Genomic DNA, 25299 nt, shown 5'->3' with positions numbered 1-25299 from the left:
TTCCGCGTCCGCGAGCTTTCCGGCAGGCCTGTGGAAAACTCCCTCCGCTCCCCGTTCCCCGCGTCTCCTTGGGAGAGGATGGCCCCATGCCGAACCGCCTGGCCCATGAGACTTCCCCGTATCTGCTCCAGCACGCCGACAACCCCGTCGACTGGTGGCCGTGGTCCGCCGGCGCATTCGAGGAAGCCCGCCGGCGCGGCGTGCCCGTGCTGCTCAGCGTGGGCTACAGCTCCTGCCACTGGTGCCATGTCATGGCCCACGAGAGTTTCGAGGACCCGGCCACCGCGGCGCTGCTCAACGAGCACTTCGTGGCGGTCAAGGTCGACCGGGAGGAGCGCCCGGACGTCGACGCCGTCTACATGGAGGCCGTGCAGGCCGCCACCGGGCAGGGCGGCTGGCCGATGACCGTTTTTCTCACCCCGGATGCCGAGCCGTTCTACTTCGGGACGTACTTCCCGCCCGAGCCCCGCCACGGCATGCCGTCCTTCGGGCAGATCCTGGACGGGGTGCGCAGCGCCTGGAGCGACCGGCGCGACGAGGTCGGCGAGGTCGCCGGGCGGATCGTCGCGGACCTGGCCGGCCGGTCGCTGAGCGCTTCGCTGCCCGCGGACCGGCGCCCGCCGCGCGCCGAGGAGCTGCACACCGCCCTGATGGGCCTGACCCGCGAATTCGACGGGGCGCACGGCGGATTCGGCGGCGCGCCGAAGTTCCCGCCGCCCATGGTGCTGGAGTTCCTCCTCCGCCACCATGCGCGCACCGCCTCCGCGGGGGCCCTGGAAATGGTGCAGGCGACCTGCGCGGCCATGGCCCGTGGCGGTATCTACGACCAGCTCGGCGGGGGCTTCGCGCGCTATGCGGTGGATGCCACATGGACCGTGCCGCACTTCGAGAAGATGCTCTACGACAACGCCCTGCTGTGCCGGACCTACGCCCACCTGTGGCGGTCCACCGGCTCCGAGGAGGCCCGCCGCACCGCCGTCGAGACCGCCGACTTCATGGTCCGCGAACTCCGCACCGAGCAGGGCGGTTTCGCCTCCGCCCTGGACGCCGACAGCGCCGACGGCACCGGGCGGCACACCGAGGGCGCCTATTACGTGTGGACGCCCGCGCAGCTGCGCGCCGTACTGGGCGAGGAGGACGCGGAGTTCGCCGCCGACCACTTCGGCGTGACGGAGGACGGCACCTTTGAGGAAGGTGCCTCGGTGCTGCAACTCCCGCACGCGGAGGACCCGGTGGACGACGAGCGGGTGGCGTCCGTCCGGCGGCGGCTGCTCGCGGCGCGTGAGGAGCGGCCGCGCCCCGGCCGGGACGACAAGGTCGTGGCCGCCTGGAACGGGCTGGCCATCGCCGCGCTCGCCGAGACCGGCGCCTACTTCGACCGCCCGGACCTGATCCAGGCCGCCCTGGACGCCGCGGATCTGCTCGTCCGCGTCCACATGGACGGCCGGGCCCGGCTGCACCGCACCTCCCGCGACGGCACGCCCGGCGCCAACTCCGGTGTCCTGGAGGACTACGCCAATGTCGCGGAGGGTTTCCTCACCCTCGCCTCGGTCACCGGGGAGGGTGTGTGGGTGGAGTTCGCGGGCTTCTTCCTGGACACCGTGCTGCTGCAGTTCACCACCGAGGACGGCGCGCTCTTCGACACCGCGGCCGATGCCGAGGCGCTGATCCGCCGCCCCCAGGACCCGACCGACAATGCCACGCCCTCCGGATGGACCGCGGCGGCCGGCGCCCTGCTGTCGTACGCGGCGCTGACCGGCAGCGGCCTCCACCGGGACGCCGCGGAGCGGGCCCTGGGCATCGTCACCGCGCTCGCCGGCCGGGCCCCGCGCTTCATCGGCTGGGGCCTCGCGGTCGCCGAGGCCGCGCTGGACGGGCCGCGCGAGGTCGCGGTCGTCGGCCCGCAGGGCGATCCGGCCACCGCCGCACTGCACCGTGCCGCACTGCTCGGCACGGCCCCGGGAGCGGTCGTCGCGACGGGCGCCCCGGGGTCGGACGAGGTGCCGCTCCTCCAGGACCGCCCGCTGGTCGACGGCGCACCCGCCGCATACGTCTGCCGCCACTTCACCTGCGCGCAGCCGACGACGGACCCGGCGGAGCTGACGGCACGTCTCCAGGGGGGAGACGTCTGAGGTTCTGGCCTCGGGGCATGACACAGCGCACACACCGTGAAGTTCACCTGGCCGCCCGGCCCCGGGGGCCGGTCACCGAGGACCTCTTCGAGGTCGTGGAGGTGCCGGTGCCGGATCCCGGGCCCGGCCAGGTGCTGGTACGCAACACCGTGATGGGTGTCGCCGCCGTGATGCGCACGCTGATGGAGGAGTCCAGCGTGGTGCCGATGCCCTCCTACCGGATCGGCGAGCCGCTGTACGGGGCCGCCGTCGGCGAGGTGGTGGCCGCCCCGGGGACCGACTTCGCCCCCGGTGACCTGGTGGAACACCACTCCGGCTGGCGCGAGTTCGCACTGCTGGACGCCGACCGGGCGCACCGGCTCGACCCTGCTGTGCTGCCCGATCCGGCCGCCTACCTCTCCCAGGGCCCCACCGCGTGGATGGGGGTGGTGCGCGGCGCCGAAGTGCGCCCCGGGGACACGGTGTTCATCAGCGGAGCTGCGGGCGGCGTGGGCTCCCTGGCGGGGCAGATCGCCCGGCTGCGCGGTGCCGCCCGGGTCATCGGCAGTACGGGATCGCCGGCGAAGGCGGAGCGGCTGATCGGGGAGTGCGGCTATGACGCGGTGGTGATCCGTGGCGCCGAGCCCACGGAGGAGCAGCTGCGCAAGGCCGCCCCGGAGGGCCTCGACGCGGTCTTCGACAACGTCGGCGGCGAACAGCTCCGGGCCGCCCTCGCCGTCGCCAACCGGGGTGCGAGGGTCGCCCTCGTGGGAGCCCTGTCCAGTCAGCTTTCCCCCGGGGGCACGACCACCCTCGAGCTCGACACCCTCTCGCTGCTCTCCCGGAGCATCACCCTGCGCGGCATCGCCCTGTACGAGCACCTGGACCTGATCCCCGAGTGGAACCAGCGGTTCGGAGAGGGACTGCGCGACGGCTCCCTCACCTTCCCGCACGCCCGGCTGCGGGGCATCGCGCAGGCGCCGCGGGCACTGCGCGAGCTCACCGAGGGGCGTCATCTGGGCGCCGTGGTCGTGGAGTTGTGAGGTCAGGGCGGCGGGGCGGCGGGGCCGGGGGCGATTCCCCGGCAGCTGTCGGTGGGCGGTTGTAGCCTGCCGGAGTGACGACCTTGCTCGGATATCGCACCCTCGTCCAGGAAGCCGCGGCACTGCGGGCCGGCACGGACGACCCCGTCGACGCGGTGCGGCGTACGTGCGACCGGATCGACGCCGTCGATCCGCAGGTGCGGGCCTTCGTGCCCGAAACCGGTCGGCGTACGCGGCTCCTGGAGGCGGCGCGCAGGACGGCGGCGACCGGTGCGCGCGACGGCGCCGGCCGGCCCGCGCTGTACGGCATCCCGGTGGGCGTCAAGGACATCGTGCACGCCGACGGACTGCCCACCCGCGCGGGTTCGGCGCTGCCGCCCGAGGTGCTCGCCGGGCGGCAGGCCACCGTCGTCGACCGGCTGTGCGCCGCCGGCGCGCTGATCGCGGGCAAGACGGTGACCGCGGAATTCGCCGTCACCGCGCCGGGCCCGACCCGCAATCCGCACGATCCGGCGCACACCCCCGGCGGTTCGAGCAGCGGCTCGGCGGCCGCCGTCGCCGCCGGGATGGTGCCGCTGGCCATCGGCACACAGACCGTCGGCTCGATGATCCGGCCCGCCGCGTACTGCGGAGTGGTCGGCTTCAAGCCGAGCTACGGGCGGATCCCCGTGGACGGCGTGCTCCCCAACGCCGCGAGTTTCGACACCCTCGGCTGCTACGCCACGGACGTCGCCGGTGTCGCCCTGGCGGCCTCGGTGCTGGTCGACGGCTGGCGGGAGCGGGGCCCGGCGGAGCGGAAGGCGCGCCCCGTACTGGGCGTGCCGGCCGGGCCCTATCTGGAGCGCGCCGGTGACGAGGCGCTGCGTGCCTTCACCGCGCAGCGAGAACTCCTGCGGGCCGCCGGGTACGCCGTGCACGAGGTGCCGGTGATGGACGACTTCGAGCAGATCGTGGCGCAGCTGTTCACGATGAACCGTTACGAGGTGGCCCGCGCCCACGCCGACTGGTTCGCCCGCTTCGGGGACCTCTACCGCCCCGAGACCACGGCGGCCATCCGGCAGGGTCACACGATCGGGGACCCTGCCTACGAAGCGGCCCGGCAACGGCGCGAGGTCTTCCGCGAGCGGCTCGCGGCGGACCGTGCCGCGGCCGGCATCGACCTGTGGATCGCCCCGTCCGCCACCGGCCCCGCCCCCGCAGACCTCACCACCACCGGCAGCTCGATCATGTGCCTGCCCTGGAGCAACGCCGGTCTGCCGTCCGTCAGTCTGCCCGCGGGGTGTGCGGCGAACGGGCTGCCGCTCGGCCTGCAGCTCGTCGGCCCTCGCGACGCGGACGAGGAGCTGCTGACCGCGGCGGCCGGGATCGAGCGCGTCCTGAACGCCGCGCCGGGCACCCCGCCCCGGGGCCCCGTCCCTACGGCGTGAGGCCCCGGGCCAGGACGTCCATGGCCCGGTGGACCAGCGCTTCCGGATCAGCCTCCGGACCGTTCTCGACCCAGGTCAGCATCGCCTCCTGGAGCGCGGCCAGCAGCGCGGCAGCGATCACCCGCAGCTCCGGGTCGCCGTCCGGGCGGCCGGAGCGTTCCGCCAGCACCGCGGTGAGCCCCGCGGCGTCCCGTGCGGTGTGCTCCGCCGCGCGGCCCCGGACGGCGGGCACCTCACGGATCAGCCGGACGCGCTGGACGAGTTCGCCGCGCTCCTGCGCGGTGAGCCGGCGCAGCGCCTCGACGGTGATCTGGCGCATCGACTCGACCACCGGCTCGTCCGCGGGCCGGGCCCGCAGCCCGGCCTCCCGCACGGCGTGCCGGCCGTCCGCGAGCACGATGTCCTCCTTGGTGGGGAAGTAGCGGAAGACCGTGCTCGGTGAGACATCGGCGGCCTCGGCGATCCGGTCGACCGGCGTGGCGTCGTAGCCCCGCTCCGCGAAGAGCCGGTGGGCGGCCCGCCGGATCGCCTGCCGGGTCTGGAGCTTCTTCCGCTCCCGCAGCCCGGGCTTCGGGGTCCCGGACGCCGGGGTGGGGGAGAGGTGTGCGGAGGCCATGGGCAGCATTGTCGGCCATCTCGCGCCCCGGAAACGACGGCGTGGCGGGGGTGCGGGCACGGCGCCCGCGCTCGCGGTTGGCCGGGCGCGCGCTGTCGGTTGTCAGTGGGGTGTGTCACGCTGTGGCGCGTAACTGATTACGTTGGGTGAAGTAGTCCGGGGAGGGTCGGCCGGGTGAGCGGCGACGGGCACGGGAACGGAAAGGCCACGGGAACGGAAAAGGCCGCGGGAACGGAAAAGGCCGCGACGCGAAGTCGCGGCCACGGAGATGTGGGGGAGGGGGTGCGGGGTGCCGGATGTGGAGGCCGGGGCCGGCTCGGGCCCGGGCCGGGGCCGGTCAGGCGTGGGTGTAGGCCACCAGCGAGATCCCGACGTAGTGCACGACGAAGGCCGCCAGGGTGAGGGAGTGGAAGACCTCGTGGAAGCCGAACCACTGGGGTGAGGGGTTGGGGCGCTTGAGGCCGTAGATCACGCCGCCCGCGCTGTAAAGCAGCCCGCCGACGACGACCAGCACCAGGACGGCGACGCCGCCGGTGCGCAGGAAATCGGGCAGGAAGAAGACGGCGGCCCAGCCCATGGCGATGTAGCAGGGGGTGTACAGCCAGCGGGGAGCACCGACCCAGAAGACCCGGAAGAGGATGCCGGCCAGGGCGGCCGCCCAGATCGCCCAGAGCAGGGTCTCGCCGCGGGATCCCGGCATGAGCAGCATCGTCAGCGGCGTGTAGGTGCCCGCGATGATCAGGAAGATATTCGCGTGGTCGAGCCGGCGCAGCACGCCGTCGGCCCGCGGTCCCCAATTGCCGCGGTGGTAAAGGGCGCTGACGCCGAACAGCAGGCAGGCGGTCATGGTGTAGATGGCGCAGGCCAGGCGGCCGCGGGGGCTGTCGGCGAGGGCGGTGAGAAGGATGCCGGAGAGCAGCGCGGCGGGGAACATCCCGGCGTGCAGCCAGCCGCGCAGTCTGGGTTTGAGGGGCGCGGCCGCGGCGGCGACGGCCGCGACCGCGGGCGGCGCGGAGGGGGGCTGGCTGTCGGCGGCGTCGGGCGCGGAAGTCATGGCGACATGCTACCTACGCCACCGTAAGTTACGGATTCATACCGGAGTGGTGACGGTCACCAAGGCGCCCTCTGGACAGAACTCCCTCCGGGTCGGATGATCAAATGAGTGCGGTCGGCACCGGATGAGCGGTCACGAAGCATCCGGGTCGAGGCCCCCAAGGGGCAGACAATCAAAAGAAGCGGATGTTCCCGGCGAATCGGGTAGATATCCGTCCAGACCCTCATCTAGGAGCGATCGTGGCGCGCGACAACGCGGCTCCCACCCTTCCGACCGGTCACCAGGGACTCCTTTCCTGGGTCGACGAGATCGCAGCGATCACCCAGCCCGACCGGGTCGTCTGGTGTGACGGCTCGGAGGCGGAGTACGAGCGGCTGTGCGAGGAGCTCGTCGACAAGGGCACGTTCAAGAAGCTCGACCCGATCAAGCGCCCCAACTCGTACTACGCCGCCTCCGACCCCTCGGACGTGGCGCGTGTCGAGGACCGCACTTTCATCTGCGCCGAGAAGGAAGAGGACGCCGGCCCGACCAACCACTGGAAGGCCCCCGCCGAGATGCGGGAGATCTTCGCAGGCGAGAAGGGCATCTTCCGCGGTGCGATGAAGGGCCGGACGATGTACGTCGTCCCGTTCTGCATGGGGCCGCTCGGCTCCCCGCTTTCCGCGATCGGCGTGGAGATCACCGACTCCGCCTACGTCGCGGTCTCCATGCGCACCATGACGCGCATGGGCCGGCCGGTGCTCGACCAGCTCGGCGACGACGGCTTCTTCGTCAAGGCGGTGCACACCCTCGGCGCCCCGCTGGCCGAGGGCGAGGCCGACGTTCCGTGGCCGTGCAACTCCACCAAGTACATCTCGCACTTCCCCGAGGACCGCGAGATCTGGTCCTACGGCTCGGGCTACGGCGGCAACGCCCTGCTCGGCAAGAAGTGTTACGCGCTGCGCATCGCCTCCGTCATGGCGCGCGACGAGGGCTGGCTCGCCGAGCACATGCTGATCCTCAAGCTCACGCCGCCGCAGGGCGAGGCCAAGTACGTCGCCGCCGCCTTCCCGAGCGCCTGTGGCAAGACCAACCTCGCGATGCTGGAGCCCACGATCTCCGGCTGGACGGTCGAGACCATCGGCGACGACATCGCCTGGATGCGCTTCGGTGAGGACGGCCGCCTCTACGCGATCAACCCCGAGGCCGGCTTCTTCGGTGTCGCGCCCGGCACCGGCGAGCACACCAACGCCAACGCCATGAAGACGATGTGGGGCAACTCCGTCTTCACCAACGTCGCGCTGACCGACGACGGCGACGTGTGGTGGGAGGGCATGACGGAGGAGAAGCCCGCCCACCTCACGGACTGGAAGGGCAACGACTGGACCCCGGAGTCCGGGACCCCGGCCGCCCACCCCAACGCCCGCTTCACCGTCCCGGCCGGCCAGTGCCCGATCATCGCGCCCGAGTGGGAGGACCCCCGGGGCGTGCCGATCTCGGCCATCCTCTTCGGCGGCCGCCGCGCCAGCGCCGTGCCGCTGGTGACCGAGTCGCTGACCTGGCAGCACGGCGTCTTCCTCGGCGCCAACGTCGCCAGCGAGAAGACCGCCGCGGCCGAGGGCAAGGTCGGCGAGCTGCGCCGCGACCCGTTCGCCATGCTGCCGTTCTGCGGCTACAACATGGGCGACTACATGGGGCATTGGGTCAAGGTCGGTGCCGACAAGGACCAGGCCAAGCTGCCGAAGATCTACTACGTCAACTGGTTCCGCAAGGACGACAAGGGCCGCTTCGTGTGGCCGGGCTTCGGCGAGAACGGCCGGGTGCTCAAGTGGATCGTCGAGCGGCTGGAGGGCAAGGCCGAGGGGGTCGAGACGCCCATCGGCGTGCTGCCCACCAAGGAGTCGCTGGACACCGAGGGCCTCGGTCTCGACGACGCCGACCTCGACTTCCTGCTGACCGTCGACAAGGACGTGTGGCGCGAGGAGGCGGCGCTGATCCCCGAGCACCTCAACACCTTCGGTGACCACACGCCGAAGGAGCTGTGGGACGAGTACCGCGCGCTGGTCCAGCGGCTCGGCTGACCGCGGCACACCGCGCACCACCCGGGGCCCCGCACCACACAGGTGCGGGGCCCCGGCTCGTGCGGTGCGGGGCCGGGCGACATCGGGGCCGCCCATTGGGGCCGGTCGGGTGAGGCGGCGGCGTCCGCTGCGTGCGGCGCGGGCTCAGGCCGTGGCGAGATCCCGCAGCGGTGCGGCGTGCGCCGCCATCCGCTCCACCGCCAGGGCCGTCACCGCGGTGTCGTTCCGGGTCGTGGCGAGGGCGAGGGCGTTTCCGGCGAGGGTGTGGGCGCGCTGGTGGAGGGCCGCGGCCCGGGAGGCGGCGCCGCCGTCGGTGGGCTCGGCGCGCAGCGGATAGTGGCCGCCGCTCAGCCGTGCGACCTGCTCGGCGATGCGCTCGGCGGCGGCGGCCAGCGCGGCGCCGTCGGCCGCGGCGCCGTCGGCCCGCGTCGCCAGCGCATGTAGCTCATCGGTGACGGTGAGCAGTGCGGTCAGCTGGGTGGCGAGCCGGATGTCCAGCTCCTCCTCGCGGGAGCGGTGCGGGATCTGCGGGGCGGCGGCCGTGGTGTGGACCGACTTGGTGCGGATCGGTTCGTACATGGGACGGCCTCCTGAAAGCGTCAGGAGACCATCCTAGCTTGGACTCTGTCTAAAGTTGAGATCCGTATAGAAAAATCGCGGTGATTCAGTACTGTCCGTAACCGTCGAGGAAGGAGCCGATCCGGGTGACGGCATCCGTCAGCTCGTCCTTGCCGGGCAGGGTGACCAGGCGGAAGTGATCCGGCTCGGGCCAGTTGAAGCCGGTGCCGTGCACGATCATGATCTTCTCGGCGCGGAGCAGGTCGAGCACCATCTGCCGGTCGTCCTTGACCTTGTAGACCTTGGGGTCCAGGCGCGGGAAGGCGTACAGCGCGCCCTTCGGCTTGACGCAGCTGACCCCGGGGATCCGGGTGAGCAGCTCGTACGCCGTGTCGCGCTGTTCCAGCAGCCGGCCGCCGGGCAGTACCAGTTCGTTGATCGACTGACGGCCGCCGAGCGCGGTGGCCACGGCATGCTGGGCCGGCATATTGGCGCACAGCCGCATATTGGCCAGGATCGTCAGGCCCTCGATGTACGAGGCGGCATGTGCCTTCGGGCCGCAGACCGCCATCCAGCCGCTGCGGTAGCCCGCCACCCGGTAGGACTTCGACAGCCCATTGAAGGTCAGGGTCAGCAGGTCGGGGGCGAGGGCGGCGAACGGGGTGTGGGTGACGCCGTCGTAGAGGATCTTGTCGTAGATCTCGTCGGCGCAGACGATCAGGTTGTGCCGGCGGGCGATCTCCGCGATGCCCCGCAGCAGCTCGTCGTCGTAGACGGCACCCGTGGGGTTGTTGGGGTTGATGACGACGATCGCCTTGGTGCGGTCGGTGACCTTGCGCTCGATGTCGGCGAGGTCCGGCATCCAGTCGGCCTGCTCGTCACAGCGGTAGTGCACGGCCGTGCCGCCGGAGAGCGAGACCGAGGCCGTCCACAGCGGGTAGTCCGGGGCCGGGACCAGTACCTCGTCGCCGTCGTCCAGCAGTGCCTGCATGGACATCTGGATCAGCTCGGAGACGCCGTTGCCGAGGTAGATGTCGTCGACGGAGAGTTCGATGCCCTGGGTCTGGTAGTGCTGCATCACCGCGCGGCGGGCGGACAGCAGGCCCTTCGCGTCGCCGTAGCCGTGGGCGCTGCCGACCGTGCGGAGGATGTCCTCCAGGATCTCCGGCGGGCACTCGAAGCCGAACGCCGCCGGATTGCCGGTGTTGAGCTTGAGGATGCGGTGACCCGCCGCCTCCAGCCGCATGGCCTCCTCGAGCACCGGGCCACGGATCTCGTAGCAGACGTTGGCGAGCTTCGTTGACTGGATCACCTGCATGTCCGCCACCTTACGGGCGCCTCTCGGCGGCCGCCCGGTGTTTTTCCCCACGTTGACCCACGGAGCGGGGGAGGTTCCTCACGCTCGGTGAGGATCCGGGCGGGAGGGGTGGAGGCTGTCGCGGGGTGCCGGTGCGGCGGGCGCCGGCGATTTCCGCGGCGGGCCACGGGCGGGGGCCGCCCGGCGGTACGCTCCGGGCCGGTGCACGGCCGGTGCTCCCGCCCGGCCGCCGAGCACGCCGACGAGCTGACACCGGGGGCCCAAGGATGACGACCACTCCCACCGGATCCGGACCCGCGCACCGCCCGTTCCCCGCCCCGCCGTCCCCGCACGGCACCGAGATCGCCCCGCCCGTGCCGCCCGCGCGGTTCGCGCTGCTCAACGACGAACCGGTCACCGACTCGGCGGCGGATCTGCTGGGCACCGGACGGGCCGCCCGCCAGCTCGCCGGGCTGCTGGTCGCCTCCCGTGACTCCACCCCCTTCACGCTCGCCGTCGACGCCGGCTGGGGCATGGGCAAGAGCAGCCTGATGCGGCTGGTCGACGCCGAACTCGCGCGGGCCCCCGAGGTCCACACCGTCTGGTTCAACGCCTGGACCTCGACCGCCGACGACGCACTGGAAGGGCTGATCAAGTCCGTCCTGATGCGGTTCGACCGGCGGGTGCTGCGGCGCGGAGTGCACCGGCTGTCCGAGCGGCGCGCGCTGCTGCGGGCCGCGCGGGCCCTGACGACGGTCGCCGCCGGGCCGCTGGGGGTGGCCGGTCTGGTCGACGAGCTGTGGAAGAGCCTGTCCGTCGACTCGCAGGCCCGCAACGAGATGCGCGGGGCGATCGGCGATCTGGTGCGGGAGTGGTCGCAGACCGAGGAGTTCCGGCCGCGCCGGCTCCTGGTCGTCTTCATCGACGACCTCGACCGCTGCCCGGAGGAGGTGGTGCTCAAGGTCTGCGAGGCGGTCAAGGTCTCGCTGGACGTCCCGGGGCTGGCGTTCGTCGTCGGCTGCGACCGTTCGGCGCTGGCCCCCAACGGGCTGCTGCGCGATCTGTCGCCCGCCGCCTCGGCGTTCATGGAGAAGATCTTCCAGACGAGCTACCGCATTCCGGTGGCCGACCAGCAGGGCGTACGGGAGTACATCGGGCGGTGCACCCGGAAGGCCGGCATCGACCAGTTCCTGGACGAGCGGCTGACCACGATGCTCGCGGAGCGTTCGGCCCGCAACCCGCGCCGTATCAAGCGGCTGGTGAACGGCTTCGTGCTGGAGGCGACGCTCAACCCGATGTGGGACGACTTCCCGCCCGAGGCGGTGGTCCGTACGCTGCTGCTGCAGTATTTCTACCCCGACTTCTACCGGATGGTGGCCGGTGCCCCGGGCGGCGGTACGGGCGAGGTGATCGCCGAGTTCCGCACCTACCGGCAGGTGCGCCGGCTGCTGCGGACGCCGGAGGCCCTCCCGGCGGCGGAGCGGCCCGTGGTCTCCCGCTTCCTGCACGAACACGACCTGCCCGAACAGGACGGGGAACCGCGGGAGCAGACCCTGAACCGGCTGGAGCGCCAACTGCCCAGCGGCTTCCCGGAGATGGTCACCGACCAGGAGTTCACCTCGTTGATCGACGGCCTGGTGGCGCTGCCCCGGTCCGCGGAGCTGCTGCGGCGATTACGCGAGGGGGCGGCGCTCCCGGCCGCCGTGGAGCCCGAACCCACCCCCTACGTCCGGGCCACCCCGGCCCCGGTGCCGTCGCCCGGGTACGGCGCGCGGCCGGCGACGCGGAGCGAGGAGTCCGGTGCGCCGCTGCGGCGGGTGCGGATCCTGTGGGTGGACGACCACCCTGGCGGCAACGAGCCCCTGGCGGGGCGGCTGCGGGCGGCGGGTGCCGTGGTGCGGATCGCCGAGGACTCCGATGCCGCGGACGCCGCCCTCGCGGTCGAGCAGCCGACGCTGATCGTCTCCGACATCGGCCGGGGCGCCAACGCGCGCGAGGGCCTGGAGCACGTCGGGCGGCTGCGGAGCGAGGGCCGCTACACCGGGCCGGTCATCTTCTACACCGGCCGCATCACCCCGGAGCGCCAGTCCGTCGCGGACGAGCTGGAGGCCGACCTGACCACCAGCGCCGCGGAGGTCGAGCTGCTGGTGCTGCGGCTGGCCGGGCAGGTTTCGCGGTTCGGCTGACCCCCGGCGCCGGCCCGGTGGCCCTCAGCCCCGGCTCGGTGCCGTCCGCCGCACCGACCGCCCCGCCAGCACCTGCGTGCGCCGGCCGTCCTCGATCACGAACCGGCCGTCGACCAGGACGTACGGGATGCCCACGGGCGGGGTGCGCGGGGCGTCGAAGGTGGCCCCGGCGGCGACCGTCGCGGGGTCGAAGAGGACCAGGTCGGCGCGGTGGCCCTCGCGGATCAGGCCGCGGTCGGCGAGCCGCAGCCGGGCGGCCGGACGGCCCGTCAGATGGGCGACACACTCCTCCAGCGACAGCACTCCCAGCTCCCGGGCGTAGGTACCGAGGTAGCGGGGGAAGGTGCCGTACGCGCGCGGATGCGGCTTGTCGCCCTGGAGGATGCCGTCGCTGCCGCCGGTGTGCACCCGGTGGCGCATGATGCGGCGGACGTTGTCCTCGTGGCCGACGTGCTGAAGGATCGTCGGGCCCAGCCGGTCGTCGAGCAGCAGCCGCCGGGCGGTGACCCAGGGCTCCTCGCCGCGCTCGGCCGCGCTGCGGGCGACGGTCTTGCCGACGAAGCCGGCCAGCGCCGGGTCGGACACCCCGGAGATCTCGATGGTGTCCCAGGAGATGGGCACCCCGTGGCAGCCGTCCGCGCCCCGGACCTCCATGGCATGGCGGATGCGGGCGGCCGTCGCCTCGTTGCGCAGACGGGCCAGGACCGCCTCGGGGCCGCCCTCGCCCGCCCAGCTCGGCAGCATCGCGGCCAGCGTCGTACAGCCGGGGGTGTAGGGGTAGGTGTCGAGGGAGAGGTCCGCGCCGGCGTCCAGCGCGTCGTCCAGCAGCGCGAGCAGCTCGGGCGCGCGGCCCTCGTTGACGCCGAAGTTCATGGTGGCGTGGGCGAGATGCAGCGCGCAGCCGGCCTCGCGGGTCAGGGCGATCATCTCCGCGTAGGCGGCCGTCGCCCCCGCGCCGTACGAGCGGTGGTGCGGGCAGTAGTAGCCGCCGTAACGGGCCACCACCCGGCACAGTTCGGTCAGTTCGGCGTCGCTCGCGTACATGCCGGGGGTGTAGGTCAGCCCGGAGGACATGCCGACCGCGCCCTGTTCCAGGCCCTCGGCGACCAGCCGCTGCATCCTGGCCAGTTCACCCGCGGTGGCCGCCCGGTCGTCCCAGCCGACCGCGAGCATCCGGACGGTGCCCTGCGGGACGAGGTACGCGGCGTTGACCGCGATGCCCTCGCCGCCGAAGCCGTGATCGAGGCGGTCGAGGTACTCGCCGACCGTGCGCCAGCCGAAGTCGACGGAGGTGTCCCCGGGCCCACCGCCGTTCCAGCCGGCGATCTGGACGCGGACCCCGTCCAGGGTGCGGTCGTCGACCGGCGCGTACGACAGGCCGTCCTGGCCGAGGACTTCGAGGGTGACGCCCTGGGCGGCCTTCGCCTCGTGCCCCGGGTCCCGCAGCAGCGCCAGATCGCTGTGGGCGTGCATATCGATGAAGCCGGGGGCCAGGGCCAGGCCCTGGCCGTCCACCCGGCGGGTGCCGTCCGGGCGCCGCCCGCCGTCCGACTCGCGGTGGATCGCGGCGATCCGGCCGCCGGCCAGGGCGACGTCGGCACGGTAGGACGGACCGCCGGACCCGTCGAGGACGCGGACGTCACGGAACACGGTGTCCATGGGCGGGCCGCCTTTCTCGCTGCCCCCGGGGACGGGTGCCCCGGATCCGGGGGCCCGGGGGAGGGGGGACCGGCGGTGCGCACCGCGGGGGATCGGCACGCACCGCCGGGGCCGGGGGCGGGCCGGAGCCCGCCGGAGGCCGGTCCTAGAAGAAGGTCCGGATGAAGTCCGTGACCGTGCCGTCCGCCTCGACCAGCGGGATCAGCTGCCACTTGTCGAAGGAGGTGCAGGGGTGCGACAGCCCCAGCGCGACCCAGTCGCCGACCTCCAGATCGCCGGAGCGCTCGGTGCTGACCCAGGCGTGCTGGTCGGACAGGCCGGTGACGGTGAGCCCGTCGGCCGGGCGCAGGGTGCCGTCCCGGCCGGACCGTACGACCTGGGCCTCCGGCAGATGGAGGTCGTAGGCCGCGTCGCGCTTGCCCGCGTTGAGGAACGCCTGCTGCGGGGTGGGGCGGGAGATGACCTGCGCCCAGAGGCGGAAGGCGGGCTGCAGGGCGCCCTCCTCCGGGACCCGGTTGAAGGGGGTCAGCGTGCGGTACTGGCCGTCGTCGTGCGAGACGTACGCGCCCGAGCGCAGCAGCTTGAGGACCGGCGCGGACAGCTCGGGGAGTTCGGCGAAGACGTCGGCGACCGCGTCGAACCAGGCGCTGCCGCCGGCGCTGATGACGATCCGGTCGAGGTCGGCGAACCGGCCCGCGGCGTCCAGCCGCTCGGCCAGCGCGACCAGCCGGCGCATCCAGGCGGTCACCCGCTCGGTGGTGGCGTCCGGTGCGTCGGCCTCGTAGCCGGCGACGCCGACCAGGCGCAGGGTGTCCACCCCGGCGAGGGCGTCGGCGAGTTCGAGGCATTCGGTCTCGGTCCGCACGCCGGTACGGGCGCCGTCACCGGCGCCGAGTTCGATGACGACGTCGACCGGGCGGGTGGCGCCGGCCTCCCGCAGCGCGGTGTCCATCAGCTCGATACCGCGCAGCGAGTCGACGTAGCACAGGAAGCGGAAGCCGGGGTCGGCGGCGAGCTCACCGGCGAGCCAGCGCAGCGCGACCGCGTCGACGACCTCGTTGGCCAGGAAGATCCGGTCGATGCCGTAACTGCGGTAGACCCGGACCTGGTGGGGGACGGCGGCGGTGATGCCCCAGGCGCCGTGCTCCAGCTGGCGGGCGAAGAGCTGGGGCGCCATGGAGGTCTTGCCGTGCGGGGCGAAGGCCAGGTCGTGCCGCTCGGCGTAGGTCTCCATCAGGGCCAGGTTGTGCTCGACCGACTCGGCGGAGAGGGCGAGGACGGGGGTGGTGAAGCCGTCGCGGAAGAGGTTGCGGCGCTCCGCGGCGAGATCGCCGACGGTGCGGCCGTCGGCGTCCGGCGGGAGCGACTTGAAGCGGTGATCGACCCGCTCTTCCGCGAGTTCCTTCAGTCCCTGCACGAGCCGTTCGCCCGACATGCGGCCTCCTCCAGAATCGTGTTGCATTCTCTGCAACGCTCATTGCGCATATCGCTGGCAGCTGTCTAACATCCGGGCCAGCGCCCGGTCAATGGTGACAAAACGCGGTGCGGATCGGCCGTGAACCACCGCGCGGCACACCGTCCGGGCACGCACCCCAGCGAAGGAGCGCGAGCCATCGTGACCAGGCCCTCGAACGCCGGTGCCGCCGCCGCCCCGGCCGGTGCCCCCGCCCGGGACGTCGAGGTCGTCTGCCTCGGCGAGTCGATGGTCTCCTTCCTGCCCCGCGTCCCCGGCCGGCTCGCCGAGGTCCCCGCCTTCGACCGCGCCATCGGCGGCGCCGAATCCAATGTCGCCTGCTTCCTCGCCCGCACCGGACACACCGCGCGCTGGGTCTCGCGGGTCGGCACCGACGGCTTCGGCGACCACCTCCTGGCCGCCGTCGCCGACTGCGGCGTCGACACCGCCCATGTCCAGCGCGACCCGCTGCGCCCCACCGGCATCTACTTCCGCACCGCCGGCGAGCGCGCCACCGGCCTCGAACGCGAGACCGCCGAGTGCGCCGAAGTCCTCTACTACCGTGCCGGGTCCGCCGCCTCCGCCATGGCGCCGGACCTCCTCGACCACGCGGCCCTGCACCACGCCCGCATCCTGCACCTCAGCGGCATCACCGCGGCGCTCTCCGACGGCTGCCTCGGCGTGCTGCGCACCCTCACCCGCCGCACACCGGGCCGCCCCCTGGTCTCCTTCGACGTCAACTACCGCGCGGACCTGTGGCGTGACCCCGCCCGGGGCCCGGGGCTCCTCCTGGACCTCGCCCGCGACTGCGACCTGGTCTTCGTCGGCGAGGACGAGGCCGCGGCCGCCTGGGACCTGCACGGCCCCGGCGCCGTGCGCGCCGCCCTGCCCGAGCCCGCCACCCTCGTCGTCAAGCACGGCGCGGCCGGCGCCACCGCCTTCGACCGGCAGGCCGACGGCACCGACACCGTCACCTTCGCCCCCGCGCTCCACGTCGACGTCGTCGCCCCGATCGGCGCCGGTGACGCCTTCGCCGCCGGCTTCCTCTCCGGCACCCTGCGCGCGCTGCCCGTCTTCACCCGCCTGCGGCACGGCCATCTGATGGCCGCCGCCTCGCTCACCGTCCCCGGCGATCTGGGCCCGCCGCCCGGCCGGGCCCTCGCCGATCGCCTCGCCGCCCTCGGCCCCGCCGACTGGGGCACACTGCGACTCGGCCCCGGCTGGACGGCCGTCGGGGCGCACCGCACGGGTGGAGGGACGGGCACAGTGAACGAGTCAGGTACGGCGGATCCGCCGGCCACCGCCCGGAGGGGCACCGCCGAAGGGCACGTCCCCGGCGGCGGCCGGGACAGTGAGGTACGCACATGAGCCAGACCGTCGACCGCGCACTGAGCATCCTTCCGCTGCTCGCGGAGGGCCCGGCCAACCTCGAACAGGTCTCGGTCCGGCTCGGCGTGCACAAATCCACCGCCCTGCGCCTGTTGCGCACCCTGCACGAGCACGGCATGGTCTACCGCCAGGCCGACCAGCGCTACCGCCTCGGCGCCCGGCTCTTCGCGCTCGCCCAGCAGGCCGCCGAGAACCTCGACGTACGGGAGATCGCCCACCCCCATCTCGTCGCCCTCAACGAGGCCTGCGGACACACCGTCCACCTCGCCGTCCTGGAGGAGAGCGAGGTCCTCTACATCGACAAGGTCGAGAGCCGCTACCCGGTCCGGATGTACTCCCGGATCGGCAAGCCCGTCGCGATCACCGTCGCCGCGGTCGCCAAGCTGCTCCTGGCCGACCTGCCCGGACCCGAGCGCCGCGCCCTCGCGGAGAAGCTCGACTACCCCCGCTACACGCCCCGTTCGACCCCCGACGCCACGGCCTTCCTCGCCGAACTGGCCACCGTCCGCGCGCAGGGCTGGGCCACCGACCTCGGTGGCCACGAGGAGTCCATCAACTGCGTCGGCGCGCCCGTCCGCGGCACGGACGGGCACGTGGTCGCCGCCATGTCCCTCTCCGCGCCGAACGTCGTCGTCACCGCCGAGGAACTCCTCGCCCTGCTCCCCCTGGTCCGCCGCACCGCCGACGCCATCAGCCGGGAGTACTCCGGAACCGCCCTTCCCCCGTCCACCGCCGGCCCCGCACAGGAAGCGTGACCACCATGATCGAGAAGACCGCGCTCACCCCGGCCACCCACACCACCCCGCCCGCGAAGTTCTCCCACGGCGTGAAGAAGGGCAACCTCCTCCAGGTCGCCGGCCAGGTCGGCTTCCTGCCCGCCACCGAGGGCCAGGCCCCCACCCCGGCCGGCCCCACCCTGCGCGAACAGACCCTGCAGACCCTCGCCAACGTCCAGGCCATCCTCGAGGAGGGCGGCGCGAGCTGGGACGACGCGATGATGATCCGCGTCTACCTCACCGACGTGGCGCACTTCGCCGAGCTGAACGAGATCTACAACGCCTACTTCGAGGAGCAGGGCCTCAAGGAGGCCCCGGCCGCCCGCACCACCGTCTACGTCGGTCTGCCGCCGGGCCTGCTCATCGAGATCGACGCCCTCGCGGTCCTGAGCTGAGGCGCCGACTCCCTTGCCCCGCCTGCCGTTAGCGCCGCTCGGCGCACACCGTTCGCCGCACGGCACGGCCTCCCGTAGCGACGGGTCGCCGTGCCGCGGACCGCCCTGCCCGGGACCACCTGCCAGGGACCCGCGGGCCCCTGCCTGACAACGGAGTCACCCATGTTCCTCGCCGCCACGCCCGCCCCCGCGCCCCCGCCCCCGCACACCGGCGGACTGCTCACCCTGATACCCGGCACCGCGGGCCTGCTCGCGGTCGCCGCCCTGGGCATCGCCCTGCTCCTCGTCCTGATCATCAAGGTACGGCTGCAGCCGTTCGTCGCGCTGCTGACGGTCTCCCTCGCGGTGGGCCTGGCCGCCGGGCTCTCGGTCACCGAACTCTTCGGCACGGTGCAGAAGTCCGACGCCGTCTCGCTGATCGAGTCCGGGATGGGCGGCATCCTCGGCCATGTCGCCATCATCATCGGCCTGGGCACCATGCTGGGGGCGATCCTCGAGGTCTCCGGCGGCGCCGAGGTGCTCAGCGCCCGGCTGCTCCGCCTCTTCGGCGAGCGGCGCGCACCGCTGGCCATGGGCCTGACCGGCCTGATCTTCGGCATCCCCGTCTTCTTCGACGTCGGCATCTTCGTCCTCGCGCCGATCGTGTACGCGGCGGCGAAGCGCAGTAAAAAGTCGATCCTGCTCTTCTGCATGCCGCTCCTCGCGGGCCTTTCCATGACCCACGCCTTCCTGCCGCCGCACCCCGGCCCGGTCGCCGCCGCCGGCCTCTTCAAGGTCGACCTGGGCTGGATCATCCTCATGGGCCTCGTCTGCGGCCTCCCCGCGGTGCTCGCCGCCTGGGGCTACGCGGCCTGGATCGGCAAGCGGATCTTCGTCCCCGTCCCCCAGGACATGGTCGAGGCGGCCGAGGAGGCCAGGGCCGCGGTCACCGCGGAGAAGCGCGCGGCCGGCGCCGGGCCGGACGAGGAACCGGTCTCCCTCGCGACCGTCCTCCTGATCATCGGCACCCCGCTGCTCCTCATCCTCCTGGCGACCTTCTCCTCCATCGCCCTGCCGCCCTCCACCGGCCGCTCGGTGCTCGAGTTCTTCGGCCACCCCTTCGTCGCCCTGACGATCGCCCTGCTGATGTCGTACTACCTGCTGGGCATCCGCCGCGGCTGGTCCCGCACGTCCCTGGAGCGGGTCTCCACCGCGTCCCTCAAACCGGTCGGCAACATCATCCTGGTCGTCGGCGCCGGCGGGATCTTCGGCGCCGTCCTCAAGGGCAGCGGCGTGGCCACCGCCCTCTCCGACACCTTCCACCACGTCGGCCTCCCGGTACTCGTCCTCGCCTACCTCCTCTCCCTCATCCTGCGCGTCGCCCAGGGCTCGGCCACCGTCGCCATCGTCACCACGGCCGGCATCGTCGTCCCCCTCGTCGAGAACCAGGGCATGTCCCAGGCGCATCTGGCGCTGATCATCATGGCGATCTCGGCCGGATCGATCTTCGCGTCCCATGTGAACGACGGGGGCTTCTGGATGGTCAGCAAGTACTTCGGCATCACGGAACGCGACACCCTCAAGTCCTGGACGGTCCTGGAGTCGGTGCTCTCGGTCGCCGGCTTCGCGGTGGCGGCCGTGGTGAGCCTGGTGGTGTAGGGGGGCAGGTGGGGGAGGGGCGCGGGCGGCGGCCCTCGGCATACGGCGTCACGCCGCGCGGCCGTACGCCCGTGCCCCGTCGCGCGGCAGCACGGCCCACATCCGCGTCCCGTCCCCGGGCTCCTGCCACGCCCCGAACCCCCACTCGCCCTCGCAGTCCCGCACCACACAGGCCAGCAGCAGGAGCGTGGACCGCCGCCGGGCGTCGCAGGCCGCCGCGAGACGCCGATGGGTATGGCGCGGGTGTCCGTCGTACAGGATCACGCGCAGCGCGTCGTCCCGGTAGCGCAGCGACAGGTAGACGTCCTCGGCCGGCGTGAACCGGCAGGCGCAGGAGGCCAGTTCCCCCACCACCTGAACGGCCGCGACGGCCACATCGCGCAGACCATGGGCGTCGAGCAGGACGCCCGCGGCGGCACGCGCGATGGCCGGACTGGCCAGCGCGGCGGGGAGGGTCAGGCTGTAGGCCAGGTTTTCGGGTGCGGGGGGCGTGACGGTGTCGAGCGGGTGCGGGCAGACGGACACGGCTGCGGGCATGGCAACTCCCTGTACTTCACGGGTGGTTGATGTCACGGCAGCCGGTGGCCTGTCTCCCTGGCGCGGGCCCGCCTCTCCCAGGGCAGGAGGTCGCGGGCAGGCTCGCGCGATGCGCTTCCGACTGCGTCGAGCGTAAGCGTTGCGTTACTGACTGTAGGGAGTGGGTGGCGCAGTGTCTACTCAACTGAGGGGTAATTACCCCGTCGAAATGGACTGCTGTAGCCGGGCAGAGGCAGACTGATCCTGACCACGGCACGAGAAGGGGCCGCATGCCGACCAGGACCACACCGACGGTGCGCCAGAAGCGACTTGGCGCCGAGCTGCGCACGATGCGTCTCGCTGCCGGCGCCACCACTGAATACGCCGCCGGGCTGCTGGGCATCGACCGGACGCGGATCTCCAACATGGAGGGCGGCATCAGACCGGTCTCCCCTGACCGCGTGCGCACCCTGGCCTGCAACTACGCCTGTCCGGACGAGTCGTACGTTGAAGCGCTGGTCGCCATGGCCGCGAACAGTGAGCGTGGTTGGTGGGAGCGGCACCGGGGCACGCTCGCCGCCGGGATGCTGGACATCGCGGAGCTCGAATGGCATGCCGCGCGCATCAGCACGACGCAGACGGTCCACGTTCCGGGACTTCTCCAAACCGAGGACTATGCCCGCGCGGTCTTCACCGCCGTCTTGCCGCCTCCGACGCGGCTCGAAATCGAACTACGCGTCGCCCACCGGATGGAGCGGCAGCAGGTCTTCGCGCGGCCCGAGCCCCTCACCTATGTTGCATACGTTCACGAAGCCGCACTGCGCATGAAGTTCGGCGGAGCCGACATCATGCGTCACCAGCTCAAGCACCTGTGTCAAGCGTCGGAACGCGAGGGAGTCGACGTGCGGGTACTCCCCGTCGATGTGGGCGCATTCCCAGGAGCTGGACATGCTCTCCTGTACGCCGGGGGTGTCGTGGCCCAGCTCGACACTGTGCAACTGGACTCTGCCCACGGACCGGAATTCACGCACGCCGAAGCCCAGCTCGCGAAGTACCGCGCCCATCTGGACTGGATGGACAACGCGTCACTGTCGGCCTCGGCCTCGCGTGACTTCATCCGCAATGTCGAACGTTCACTCTAGGAAGGTCGCCATGCGAGACATCAGCTGGGAAGAGCCCTACTGCGGCGAAGGCAATAACTGCTTCCGCATAGGAACCGACGACCAGGGCAACGCCTACATCGCCGTGGCAGGCGCCGAGGGCACGTACGTCACCGACAGTCGCGAGGCCCTGCGTACCCTCATCCGCGAGATAAAGGCCGGTAAGGCCGATCACCTGCTCTGAGGGTCGCCCTGGCTGTTTGTTTCCTCGGTGGCCGCGGCACGGGTGCGACGGCGGCTCAGCAAGGCGCCGCCCACGAGCACCAGGCCGATGGCGATGACCTTGGAGGCTCCGTAGTAGCCGTAGGCCGGTTCGTGTGGGGTGCCGGGGAGTCGGAGGAAGACCCATGCCGCCGCGAGGGCGCCGAAGGCGATCATGGCGAGGGCTCCCCAGGTGCCGACGCCCGCCCACCAGGGTTCCGGGGCGCGGCTCCGGTCGTCGGTGCGCTCAACGTCCTTGTCGGGCATGGTCTGTTCTCCCCAGCAGGTGGGATGCGGTCGCGGGGGAAGACGCGGGCCCGGGGCGGATGGTTCACCGGGCCGCAGATGTGCCGCGGGGGCCGCCCCCGGCCGGTGACCTGCGCGGGTGATCGCCTGTGGGATTCTGAGGTGGCGCTTGCCTGACCTACGAAGGCGGCACGTGTACCCGGGGCGGGTCGGGACTGGTGATCGCTGCCACAGCGAATCCCCCCGGGTACGCGATCGTGGATGGCGCTGAAGAGGACTCGAAAGGACGCAAAACATGGCTAGGGCTACCGCACGTCACATCTTGGTCAATACCGAGACAGAGGCGTTGAATCTGAAGGAGCAGATCGCGGGCGGAGCGGATTTCGCCGAGCTTGCCAAGAAGCACTCCTCCTGCCCCTCGTCCCGCGACGGGGGCAACCTCGGGTCGTTCGGTCCCGGGCAGATGGTCCCGGAATTCGACCAGGTCGTGTTCTCCGCCCCGGTCGGCGTGGTCCAGGGACCGGTGAAGACCCAGTTCGGGATGCACCTCCTCGAAGTCACCAGCCGCGAGGACTGACGCGGTGTGCCGTGCGGCCGCGTCGTTGAGGACGTGACGAGGGGGCACCCGGCGCCGAGTCGTGCCGGGTGCCCGCTCGCCGAAGGTCGTGCGGCTCAACTGCCCTTGCAGTACTGCGCCTCCTTGCCGATGGAGCGGTAGACGCAGTCGGCGTTCTCCAGGAGGCGGAGGACTGCCTCGCGGTTGCGGGCGGTTTCCTTGGGGATCACCGTGTCCTTGGGGTAGAAGCCGCCGGCGCCGGCCGAGGACGGATACATCTCGAAGGTGTAGGCGAAGATCTTCTGGTCGCCCCACAGCCAGTCGTCGATCGCGCCGTCGGTGATGTAGAGCTCGCTGGACTGCTCGGGGGTGTAGCCGTTGCTGGCGGCCATGCTCTTGCCGATGGCGGCGAAGGCGTCATGGTCGTCCTGCGTCATCCCGGGGCCGGTGTCGTCGTCGGTGAAGCCGAAGGGCCACAGGACCAGTTCGCTGTAGGTGTGGAAGTCGATGGCGGCCTTGATCTGCTGGGTGCCGCCGATGACGCGGCTGCGGACGAAGGAGGCGACGACCTTCACCTCGGGGGCGGAGGCGGCCGACGGGCCGCGGTAGACCTCGGAGGAGGGGCTGGACGACGAGCCGCCGCAGCAGCCCCACTTGAAGTCCCAGTTGCGGTTGAGGTCGGTGCCGACGCTGCGGGAGCCGGCGTTGGGCTGGCGGTTCTTGCGCCAGCTGCGGAACGAGCCGGCGGCGATGTCGTAGGCGCCGCCGTCCGGGTTCAGGTCCGGGATGATCCAGATCTCGCGGGAGTCCAGCAGCTTGGTGATGCGGGGGTCACTCCCGTACTTCGAGGTGAACTCGCCCAGGAGGTACAGGGCCATCTCGACGGTGAGGTGTTCCCTGGCGTGCTGGTGCGCGGTGAAGAGGACCTCGGGCTCCGCCTCGTCCTTGGTGACGTTCCGGCTGACCTTGAGGGCGAGGATGCTGCGGCCCTCCTGGGAGGTGCCGATGACCTTCTTGCTGAGCAGGGTCGGGTACTTGGCGACGAGGGCGTCGATCTCCTTCGTGGCCTCGTCGTAGGTGTGGTACTTCGTGTACCCGGCGGGGAAGTCCCCGACCCGGGTACCGGGGGAGACCGGCCGGGTGGCCGGCGGGTCGGGCAGCCTGCGGAGGGGGTAGCCCAGTTGGCGGACGGCGGCGGCCTGGGCGCGGTCGGCCGTGAGGACGACGGCGCGGGCATGGACCTCGTCGATCGTGGCGCCGGTCGTGGTGAGCGCGGTGCGCTGGGCTGGCGTGGCGGGTCCGGACACCTCGTACTGGTGCGGGAGTTCGGGGCGGGCGGCGGCGCCGGCGGCGGGTTCGCCGGGCGGGGCGACGGTCGCCTGGGCGGCGGCGACGGGGGCGGCGAGCGCGAGGGAGAGGAGCGCGGCGAGGACGGTGCTGCGTCCGCCGCGGATACGTGGTCGCATGCGGTCTCCTGTGGGGTGTGAGCGAAGCGACGACGTGAGTGTCGAGGTATGGCATGAGCGGGTCAAGGCGTCCGGCGGCCAGATGTCGGGGTGGACGTCCGGTCTCGCCCGCGGTCTCGCCCGCGAGGGTCAACCCGGCAACTTCCCATCGATCCGGGGAATTTGATTGCTTCATGGGGGCGGTCGCGCGGACACTGCGCACGACAAATCCGAAGGCCCTGGCGGGACTTCGGTGACAAAGAGTTGAGAGGACCCCCACATGAATCGACCTCTCGTCGGCACCCTGGCCACGGCCGTGCTGGGCGCCGCAGCCCTCGCGGGCACCGTCGGAACGGCTCAGGCGGCGCCGCAGCACCGGGTGCTTGGACAGCACCAGAAGACCAAGGCGGTGGACTTCGCCGGCACCGTCGCACTGAGCAACTGCTCCGGCTCCGTCGTGCGGATGCCCGGCTCGCAGGCGAATGACCCGGCGCTGGTGATGACCAACGGCCACTGTCTGGAAAGCGGCATGCCGGGCGCGGGCGAGGTCATCGTCGACCAGCCGTCCAGCCGCGGCTTCACCCTGCTGACCAAGTCGGGCGGCCGGGCGGGCACGATCCGGGCCAACCGGGTCGTCTACGCCACGATGACCGACACCGATGTCACGCTCTACCGGACCTCGTCGACCTACGCCCAGATCGAGCAGAAGTACGGGATCAAGCCACTGGAGCTGGCCACCGACCACCCGGCGAAGGGCGCCGGGATCAGCGTCGTCTCCGGATACTGGAAGAAGATCTACACCTGCAGCATCGACGGGTTCGTGCCCACCCTCAAGGAGGGTGACTGGGCCTGGAAGGACTCAGTCCGCTACACCCCGCAGTGCCAGACCATCGGCGGCACCTCCGGATCGCCGGTGGTCGACACCGCCACGGGCAAGGTCGCGGCCATCAACAACACGGGCAATGAGGACGGTGAGAGGTGCACCGAGAACAACCCGTGCGAGGTGGACGAGAACGGCAATGTCACGGTGCACAAGGGCACCAACTACGCGGAGGAGACCTACGGGATACCGAAGTGTTTCGGCGCGGGTAACAAGCTCGACCTGAACGCGGACGGCTGCGCCCTGCCGAAGCCGGCCGCTCTCCGCAGGTGAGCAGCCGCGGCGAGCGGCGGTAGGGGAGGCAAGAAGCGGTAGACGAGGTCCCGTGCGCTCCGGTGCACGGGACCTCGTGGTGTGTACGGGGCGGGGCGTGCGGGGTGGTGCGGGCTCGGCGGGTGCACGCCCTTCGCCACCGCTCGCACGCGGCGGGGAAGTGGGGCGGGAGAGGTGGGTGTGCACCCTGTGGCGGCTGTGCCCGTGAGTGCGTGGTCCAGACCATTACGGGTGTCAAGCCGCTGGTCGGGGGCGGGGGTTACCGTGTTTGCCGCTGGGCCGCTCCGCGTCCGTCACTTGTGGAGCGATGGTGATGACGAGTAGCTCAGAACGTGTTCTCTGGGACGTATCTCTGTGGAT

Annotated in this window: 22 protein-coding genes; 13 read left to right on the top strand and 9 right to left on the bottom strand. The window is 72.0% G+C overall.

What is annotated here, in order from left to right:
* Nucleotides 1-86 precede the first annotated feature (86 nt).
* The 3 genes from OIU81_RS12865 (at nucleotide 87) to OIU81_RS12855 (ending at nucleotide 4581) form a co-directional block, all read left to right on the top strand.
* The gene (locus OIU81_RS12865) at nucleotides 87-2132 is read left to right on the top strand and encodes a thioredoxin domain-containing protein (RefSeq protein ID WP_329146959.1); all 2046 of its coding nucleotides are present in this window, start codon (nucleotides 87-89) and stop codon (nucleotides 2130-2132) included.
* Nucleotides 2133-2149: 17 nt separating this feature from the next.
* Nucleotides 2150-3154, top strand: coding sequence for an NADP-dependent oxidoreductase (locus OIU81_RS12860; RefSeq protein WP_329146958.1), 1005 nt, complete (start codon nucleotides 2150-2152; stop codon nucleotides 3152-3154).
* Nucleotides 3155-3228: 74 nt separating this feature from the next.
* Complete coding sequence (locus OIU81_RS12855; RefSeq protein ID WP_329146957.1) at nucleotides 3229-4581, top strand: amidase; 1353 nt, start codon at nucleotides 3229-3231, stop codon at nucleotides 4579-4581.
* Here OIU81_RS12855 and OIU81_RS12850 read toward each other — a convergent pair.
* Nucleotides 4571-5206 carry a TetR/AcrR family transcriptional regulator gene (locus tag OIU81_RS12850; protein ID WP_443073978.1) on the bottom strand — a complete coding sequence of 212 codons (636 nt, stop codon included), beginning with the start codon at nucleotides 5204-5206 and terminating at the stop codon, nucleotides 4571-4573. The two genes, OIU81_RS12855 and OIU81_RS12850, sit on opposite strands and share 11 nt — an antisense overlap.
* A 328-nt stretch (nucleotides 5207-5534) precedes the next feature.
* Complete coding sequence (gene trhA, locus OIU81_RS12845; RefSeq protein ID WP_329146954.1) at nucleotides 5535-6251, bottom strand: PAQR family membrane homeostasis protein TrhA; 717 nt, start codon at nucleotides 6249-6251, stop codon at nucleotides 5535-5537.
* Nucleotides 6252-6490: 239 nt separating this feature from the next.
* Here trhA and OIU81_RS12840 point away from each other — a divergent pair, with 239 nt between their 5' ends.
* The gene (locus tag OIU81_RS12840) at nucleotides 6491-8311 is read left to right on the top strand and encodes a phosphoenolpyruvate carboxykinase (GTP) (protein WP_329146952.1); all 1821 of its coding nucleotides are present in this window, start codon (nucleotides 6491-6493) and stop codon (nucleotides 8309-8311) included.
* 144 nt (nucleotides 8312-8455) lie between these two features.
* Here the strand turns inward: OIU81_RS12840 and OIU81_RS12835 are convergent, their stop codons facing one another.
* Both OIU81_RS12835 and OIU81_RS12830 read right to left on the bottom strand, forming a co-directional pair.
* Nucleotides 8456-8890 (bottom strand): SCO4983 family protein, encoded by a 435-nt coding sequence (locus OIU81_RS12835; RefSeq protein ID WP_329146950.1) that lies wholly within the window; start codon nucleotides 8888-8890, stop codon nucleotides 8456-8458.
* Between the two features lie 85 nt (nucleotides 8891-8975).
* Nucleotides 8976-10187 carry a pyridoxal phosphate-dependent aminotransferase gene (locus tag OIU81_RS12830; protein WP_329146948.1) on the bottom strand — a complete coding sequence of 404 codons (1212 nt, stop codon included), beginning with the start codon at nucleotides 10185-10187 and terminating at the stop codon, nucleotides 8976-8978.
* Nucleotides 10188-10453: 266 nt separating this feature from the next.
* Here OIU81_RS12830 and OIU81_RS12825 point away from each other — a divergent pair, with 266 nt between their 5' ends.
* The gene (locus tag OIU81_RS12825; RefSeq protein WP_329146946.1) at nucleotides 10454-12352 is read left to right on the top strand and encodes a KAP family P-loop NTPase fold protein; all 1899 of its coding nucleotides are present in this window, start codon (nucleotides 10454-10456) and stop codon (nucleotides 12350-12352) included.
* 24 nt (nucleotides 12353-12376) lie between these two features.
* Here the strand turns inward: OIU81_RS12825 and OIU81_RS12820 are convergent, their stop codons facing one another.
* Entirely contained in the window at nucleotides 12377-14011 is a 1635-nt protein-coding gene (locus OIU81_RS12820) for an N-acyl-D-amino-acid deacylase family protein (RefSeq protein WP_329146944.1), read from the bottom strand.
* Nucleotides 14012-14156: 145 nt separating this feature from the next.
* Nucleotides 14157-15446 carry an amino acid deaminase gene (locus OIU81_RS12815; protein WP_329146943.1) on the bottom strand — a complete coding sequence of 430 codons (1290 nt, stop codon included), beginning with the start codon at nucleotides 15444-15446 and terminating at the stop codon, nucleotides 14157-14159.
* 180 nt (nucleotides 15447-15626) lie between these two features.
* On the opposite strand from OIU81_RS12815, the gene OIU81_RS12810 reads away from it, so the two are divergent.
* The 4 genes from OIU81_RS12810 (at nucleotide 15627) to OIU81_RS12795 (ending at nucleotide 19662) form a co-directional block, all read left to right on the top strand.
* Nucleotides 15627-16832, top strand: a complete 1206-nt coding sequence (locus tag OIU81_RS12810; protein ID WP_329146941.1) for a sugar kinase — start codon at nucleotides 15627-15629, stop codon at nucleotides 16830-16832.
* Entirely contained in the window at nucleotides 16829-17608 is a 780-nt protein-coding gene (locus OIU81_RS12805; protein ID WP_329146939.1) for an IclR family transcriptional regulator, read from the top strand. Before OIU81_RS12810 ends, OIU81_RS12805 begins: the two co-directional genes overlap by 4 nt.
* Nucleotides 17609-17613: 5 nt before the next feature.
* Nucleotides 17614-18024, top strand: coding sequence for a RidA family protein (locus tag OIU81_RS12800; RefSeq protein WP_329146937.1), 411 nt, complete (start codon nucleotides 17614-17616; stop codon nucleotides 18022-18024).
* Between the two features lie 162 nt (nucleotides 18025-18186).
* The gene (locus tag OIU81_RS12795) at nucleotides 18187-19662 is read left to right on the top strand and encodes a GntP family permease (protein WP_329146935.1); all 1476 of its coding nucleotides are present in this window, start codon (nucleotides 18187-18189) and stop codon (nucleotides 19660-19662) included.
* A gap of 48 nt (nucleotides 19663-19710) precedes the next feature.
* On the opposite strand, the gene OIU81_RS12790 is transcribed toward OIU81_RS12795, so the two are convergent.
* Nucleotides 19711-20199: an ATP-binding protein gene (locus tag OIU81_RS12790; RefSeq protein WP_329146933.1), complete on the bottom strand. Its 489-nt coding sequence runs from the start codon at nucleotides 20197-20199 to the stop codon at nucleotides 19711-19713.
* A gap of 269 nt (nucleotides 20200-20468) precedes the next feature.
* Between OIU81_RS12790 and OIU81_RS12785 the strand changes: the two genes are divergently transcribed.
* Nucleotides 20469-21320: a helix-turn-helix domain-containing protein gene (locus tag OIU81_RS12785; RefSeq protein WP_329146931.1), complete on the top strand. Its 852-nt coding sequence runs from the start codon at nucleotides 20469-20471 to the stop codon at nucleotides 21318-21320.
* Between the two features lie 10 nt (nucleotides 21321-21330).
* A complete protein-coding gene (locus OIU81_RS12780; protein WP_329146929.1) occupies nucleotides 21331-21522 on the top strand; it encodes a hypothetical protein in 192 nt (63 codons plus the stop codon).
* Here OIU81_RS12780 and OIU81_RS12775 read toward each other — a convergent pair.
* Nucleotides 21510-21806: a hypothetical protein gene (locus OIU81_RS12775; RefSeq protein WP_329146927.1), complete on the bottom strand. Its 297-nt coding sequence runs from the start codon at nucleotides 21804-21806 to the stop codon at nucleotides 21510-21512. The genes OIU81_RS12780 and OIU81_RS12775 overlap by 13 nt on opposite strands.
* 274 nt (nucleotides 21807-22080) lie before the next feature.
* On the opposite strand from OIU81_RS12775, the gene OIU81_RS12770 reads away from it, so the two are divergent.
* On the top strand, nucleotides 22081-22362 hold the full coding sequence (locus tag OIU81_RS12770; RefSeq protein ID WP_329146925.1) for a peptidylprolyl isomerase: 282 nt from the start codon (nucleotides 22081-22083) through the stop codon (nucleotides 22360-22362).
* A gap of 95 nt (nucleotides 22363-22457) precedes the next feature.
* Here OIU81_RS12770 and OIU81_RS12765 read toward each other — a convergent pair whose 3' ends face one another.
* Nucleotides 22458-23807: a M14 family metallopeptidase gene (locus OIU81_RS12765; RefSeq protein WP_329146923.1), complete on the bottom strand. Its 1350-nt coding sequence runs from the start codon at nucleotides 23805-23807 to the stop codon at nucleotides 22458-22460.
* Nucleotides 23808-24066: 259 nt separating this feature from the next.
* On the opposite strand from OIU81_RS12765, the gene OIU81_RS12760 reads away from it, so the two are divergent.
* Entirely contained in the window at nucleotides 24067-24939 is an 873-nt protein-coding gene (locus OIU81_RS12760; protein ID WP_329146921.1) for a S1 family peptidase, read from the top strand.
* Nucleotides 24940-25299 lie beyond the last annotated feature (360 nt).

Origin of the sequence: Streptomyces sp. NBC_01454, from assembly GCF_036227565.1 — a bacterium.
Classification (GTDB): Bacteria; Actinomycetota; Actinomycetes; order Streptomycetales; family Streptomycetaceae; genus Streptomyces.
This window is presented reverse-complemented; position numbering and strand designations above follow the sequence as displayed.

Excerpts from the sequence above, each read along its gene's own strand:
- trhA (WP_329146954.1), bottom strand. The coding sequence starts at position 6,251 with ATGACTTCCGCGCCCGACGCCGCCGACAGCCAGCCCCCCTCCGCGCCG.
- OIU81_RS12785 (WP_329146931.1), top strand. The coding sequence starts at position 20,469 with ATGCCGACCAGGACCACACCGACGGTGCGCCAGAAGCGACTTGGCGCC.
- OIU81_RS12860 (WP_329146958.1), top strand. The coding sequence starts at position 2,150 with ATGACACAGCGCACACACCGTGAAGTTCACCTGGCCGCCCGGCCCCGG.
- OIU81_RS12865 (WP_329146959.1), top strand. The coding sequence starts at position 87 with ATGCCGAACCGCCTGGCCCATGAGACTTCCCCGTATCTGCTCCAGCAC.
- OIU81_RS12795 (WP_329146935.1), top strand. The coding sequence starts at position 18,187 with ATGTTCCTCGCCGCCACGCCCGCCCCCGCGCCCCCGCCCCCGCACACC.
- OIU81_RS12815 (WP_329146943.1), bottom strand. The coding sequence starts at position 15,446 with ATGTCGGGCGAACGGCTCGTGCAGGGACTGAAGGAACTCGCGGAAGAG.
- OIU81_RS12760 (WP_329146921.1), top strand. The coding sequence starts at position 24,067 with ATGAATCGACCTCTCGTCGGCACCCTGGCCACGGCCGTGCTGGGCGCC.
- OIU81_RS12825 (WP_329146946.1), top strand. The coding sequence starts at position 10,454 with ATGACGACCACTCCCACCGGATCCGGACCCGCGCACCGCCCGTTCCCC.
- OIU81_RS12835 (WP_329146950.1), bottom strand. The coding sequence starts at position 8,890 with ATGTACGAACCGATCCGCACCAAGTCGGTCCACACCACGGCCGCCGCC.
- OIU81_RS12765 (WP_329146923.1), bottom strand. The coding sequence starts at position 23,807 with ATGCGACCACGTATCCGCGGCGGACGCAGCACCGTCCTCGCCGCGCTC.
- OIU81_RS12805 (WP_329146939.1), top strand. The coding sequence starts at position 16,829 with ATGAGCCAGACCGTCGACCGCGCACTGAGCATCCTTCCGCTGCTCGCG.
- OIU81_RS12850 (WP_443073978.1), bottom strand. The coding sequence starts at position 5,206 with ATGCTGCCCATGGCCTCCGCACACCTCTCCCCCACCCCGGCGTCCGGG.
- OIU81_RS12790 (WP_329146933.1), bottom strand. The coding sequence starts at position 20,199 with ATGCCCGCAGCCGTGTCCGTCTGCCCGCACCCGCTCGACACCGTCACG.
- OIU81_RS12775 (WP_329146927.1), bottom strand. The coding sequence starts at position 21,806 with ATGCCCGACAAGGACGTTGAGCGCACCGACGACCGGAGCCGCGCCCCG.
- OIU81_RS12800 (WP_329146937.1), top strand. The coding sequence starts at position 17,614 with ATGATCGAGAAGACCGCGCTCACCCCGGCCACCCACACCACCCCGCCC.
- OIU81_RS12780 (WP_329146929.1), top strand. The coding sequence starts at position 21,331 with ATGCGAGACATCAGCTGGGAAGAGCCCTACTGCGGCGAAGGCAATAAC.
- OIU81_RS12820 (WP_329146944.1), bottom strand. The coding sequence starts at position 14,011 with ATGGACACCGTGTTCCGTGACGTCCGCGTCCTCGACGGGTCCGGCGGT.
- OIU81_RS12830 (WP_329146948.1), bottom strand. The coding sequence starts at position 10,187 with ATGCAGGTGATCCAGTCAACGAAGCTCGCCAACGTCTGCTACGAGATC.
- OIU81_RS12770 (WP_329146925.1), top strand. The coding sequence starts at position 22,081 with ATGGCTAGGGCTACCGCACGTCACATCTTGGTCAATACCGAGACAGAG.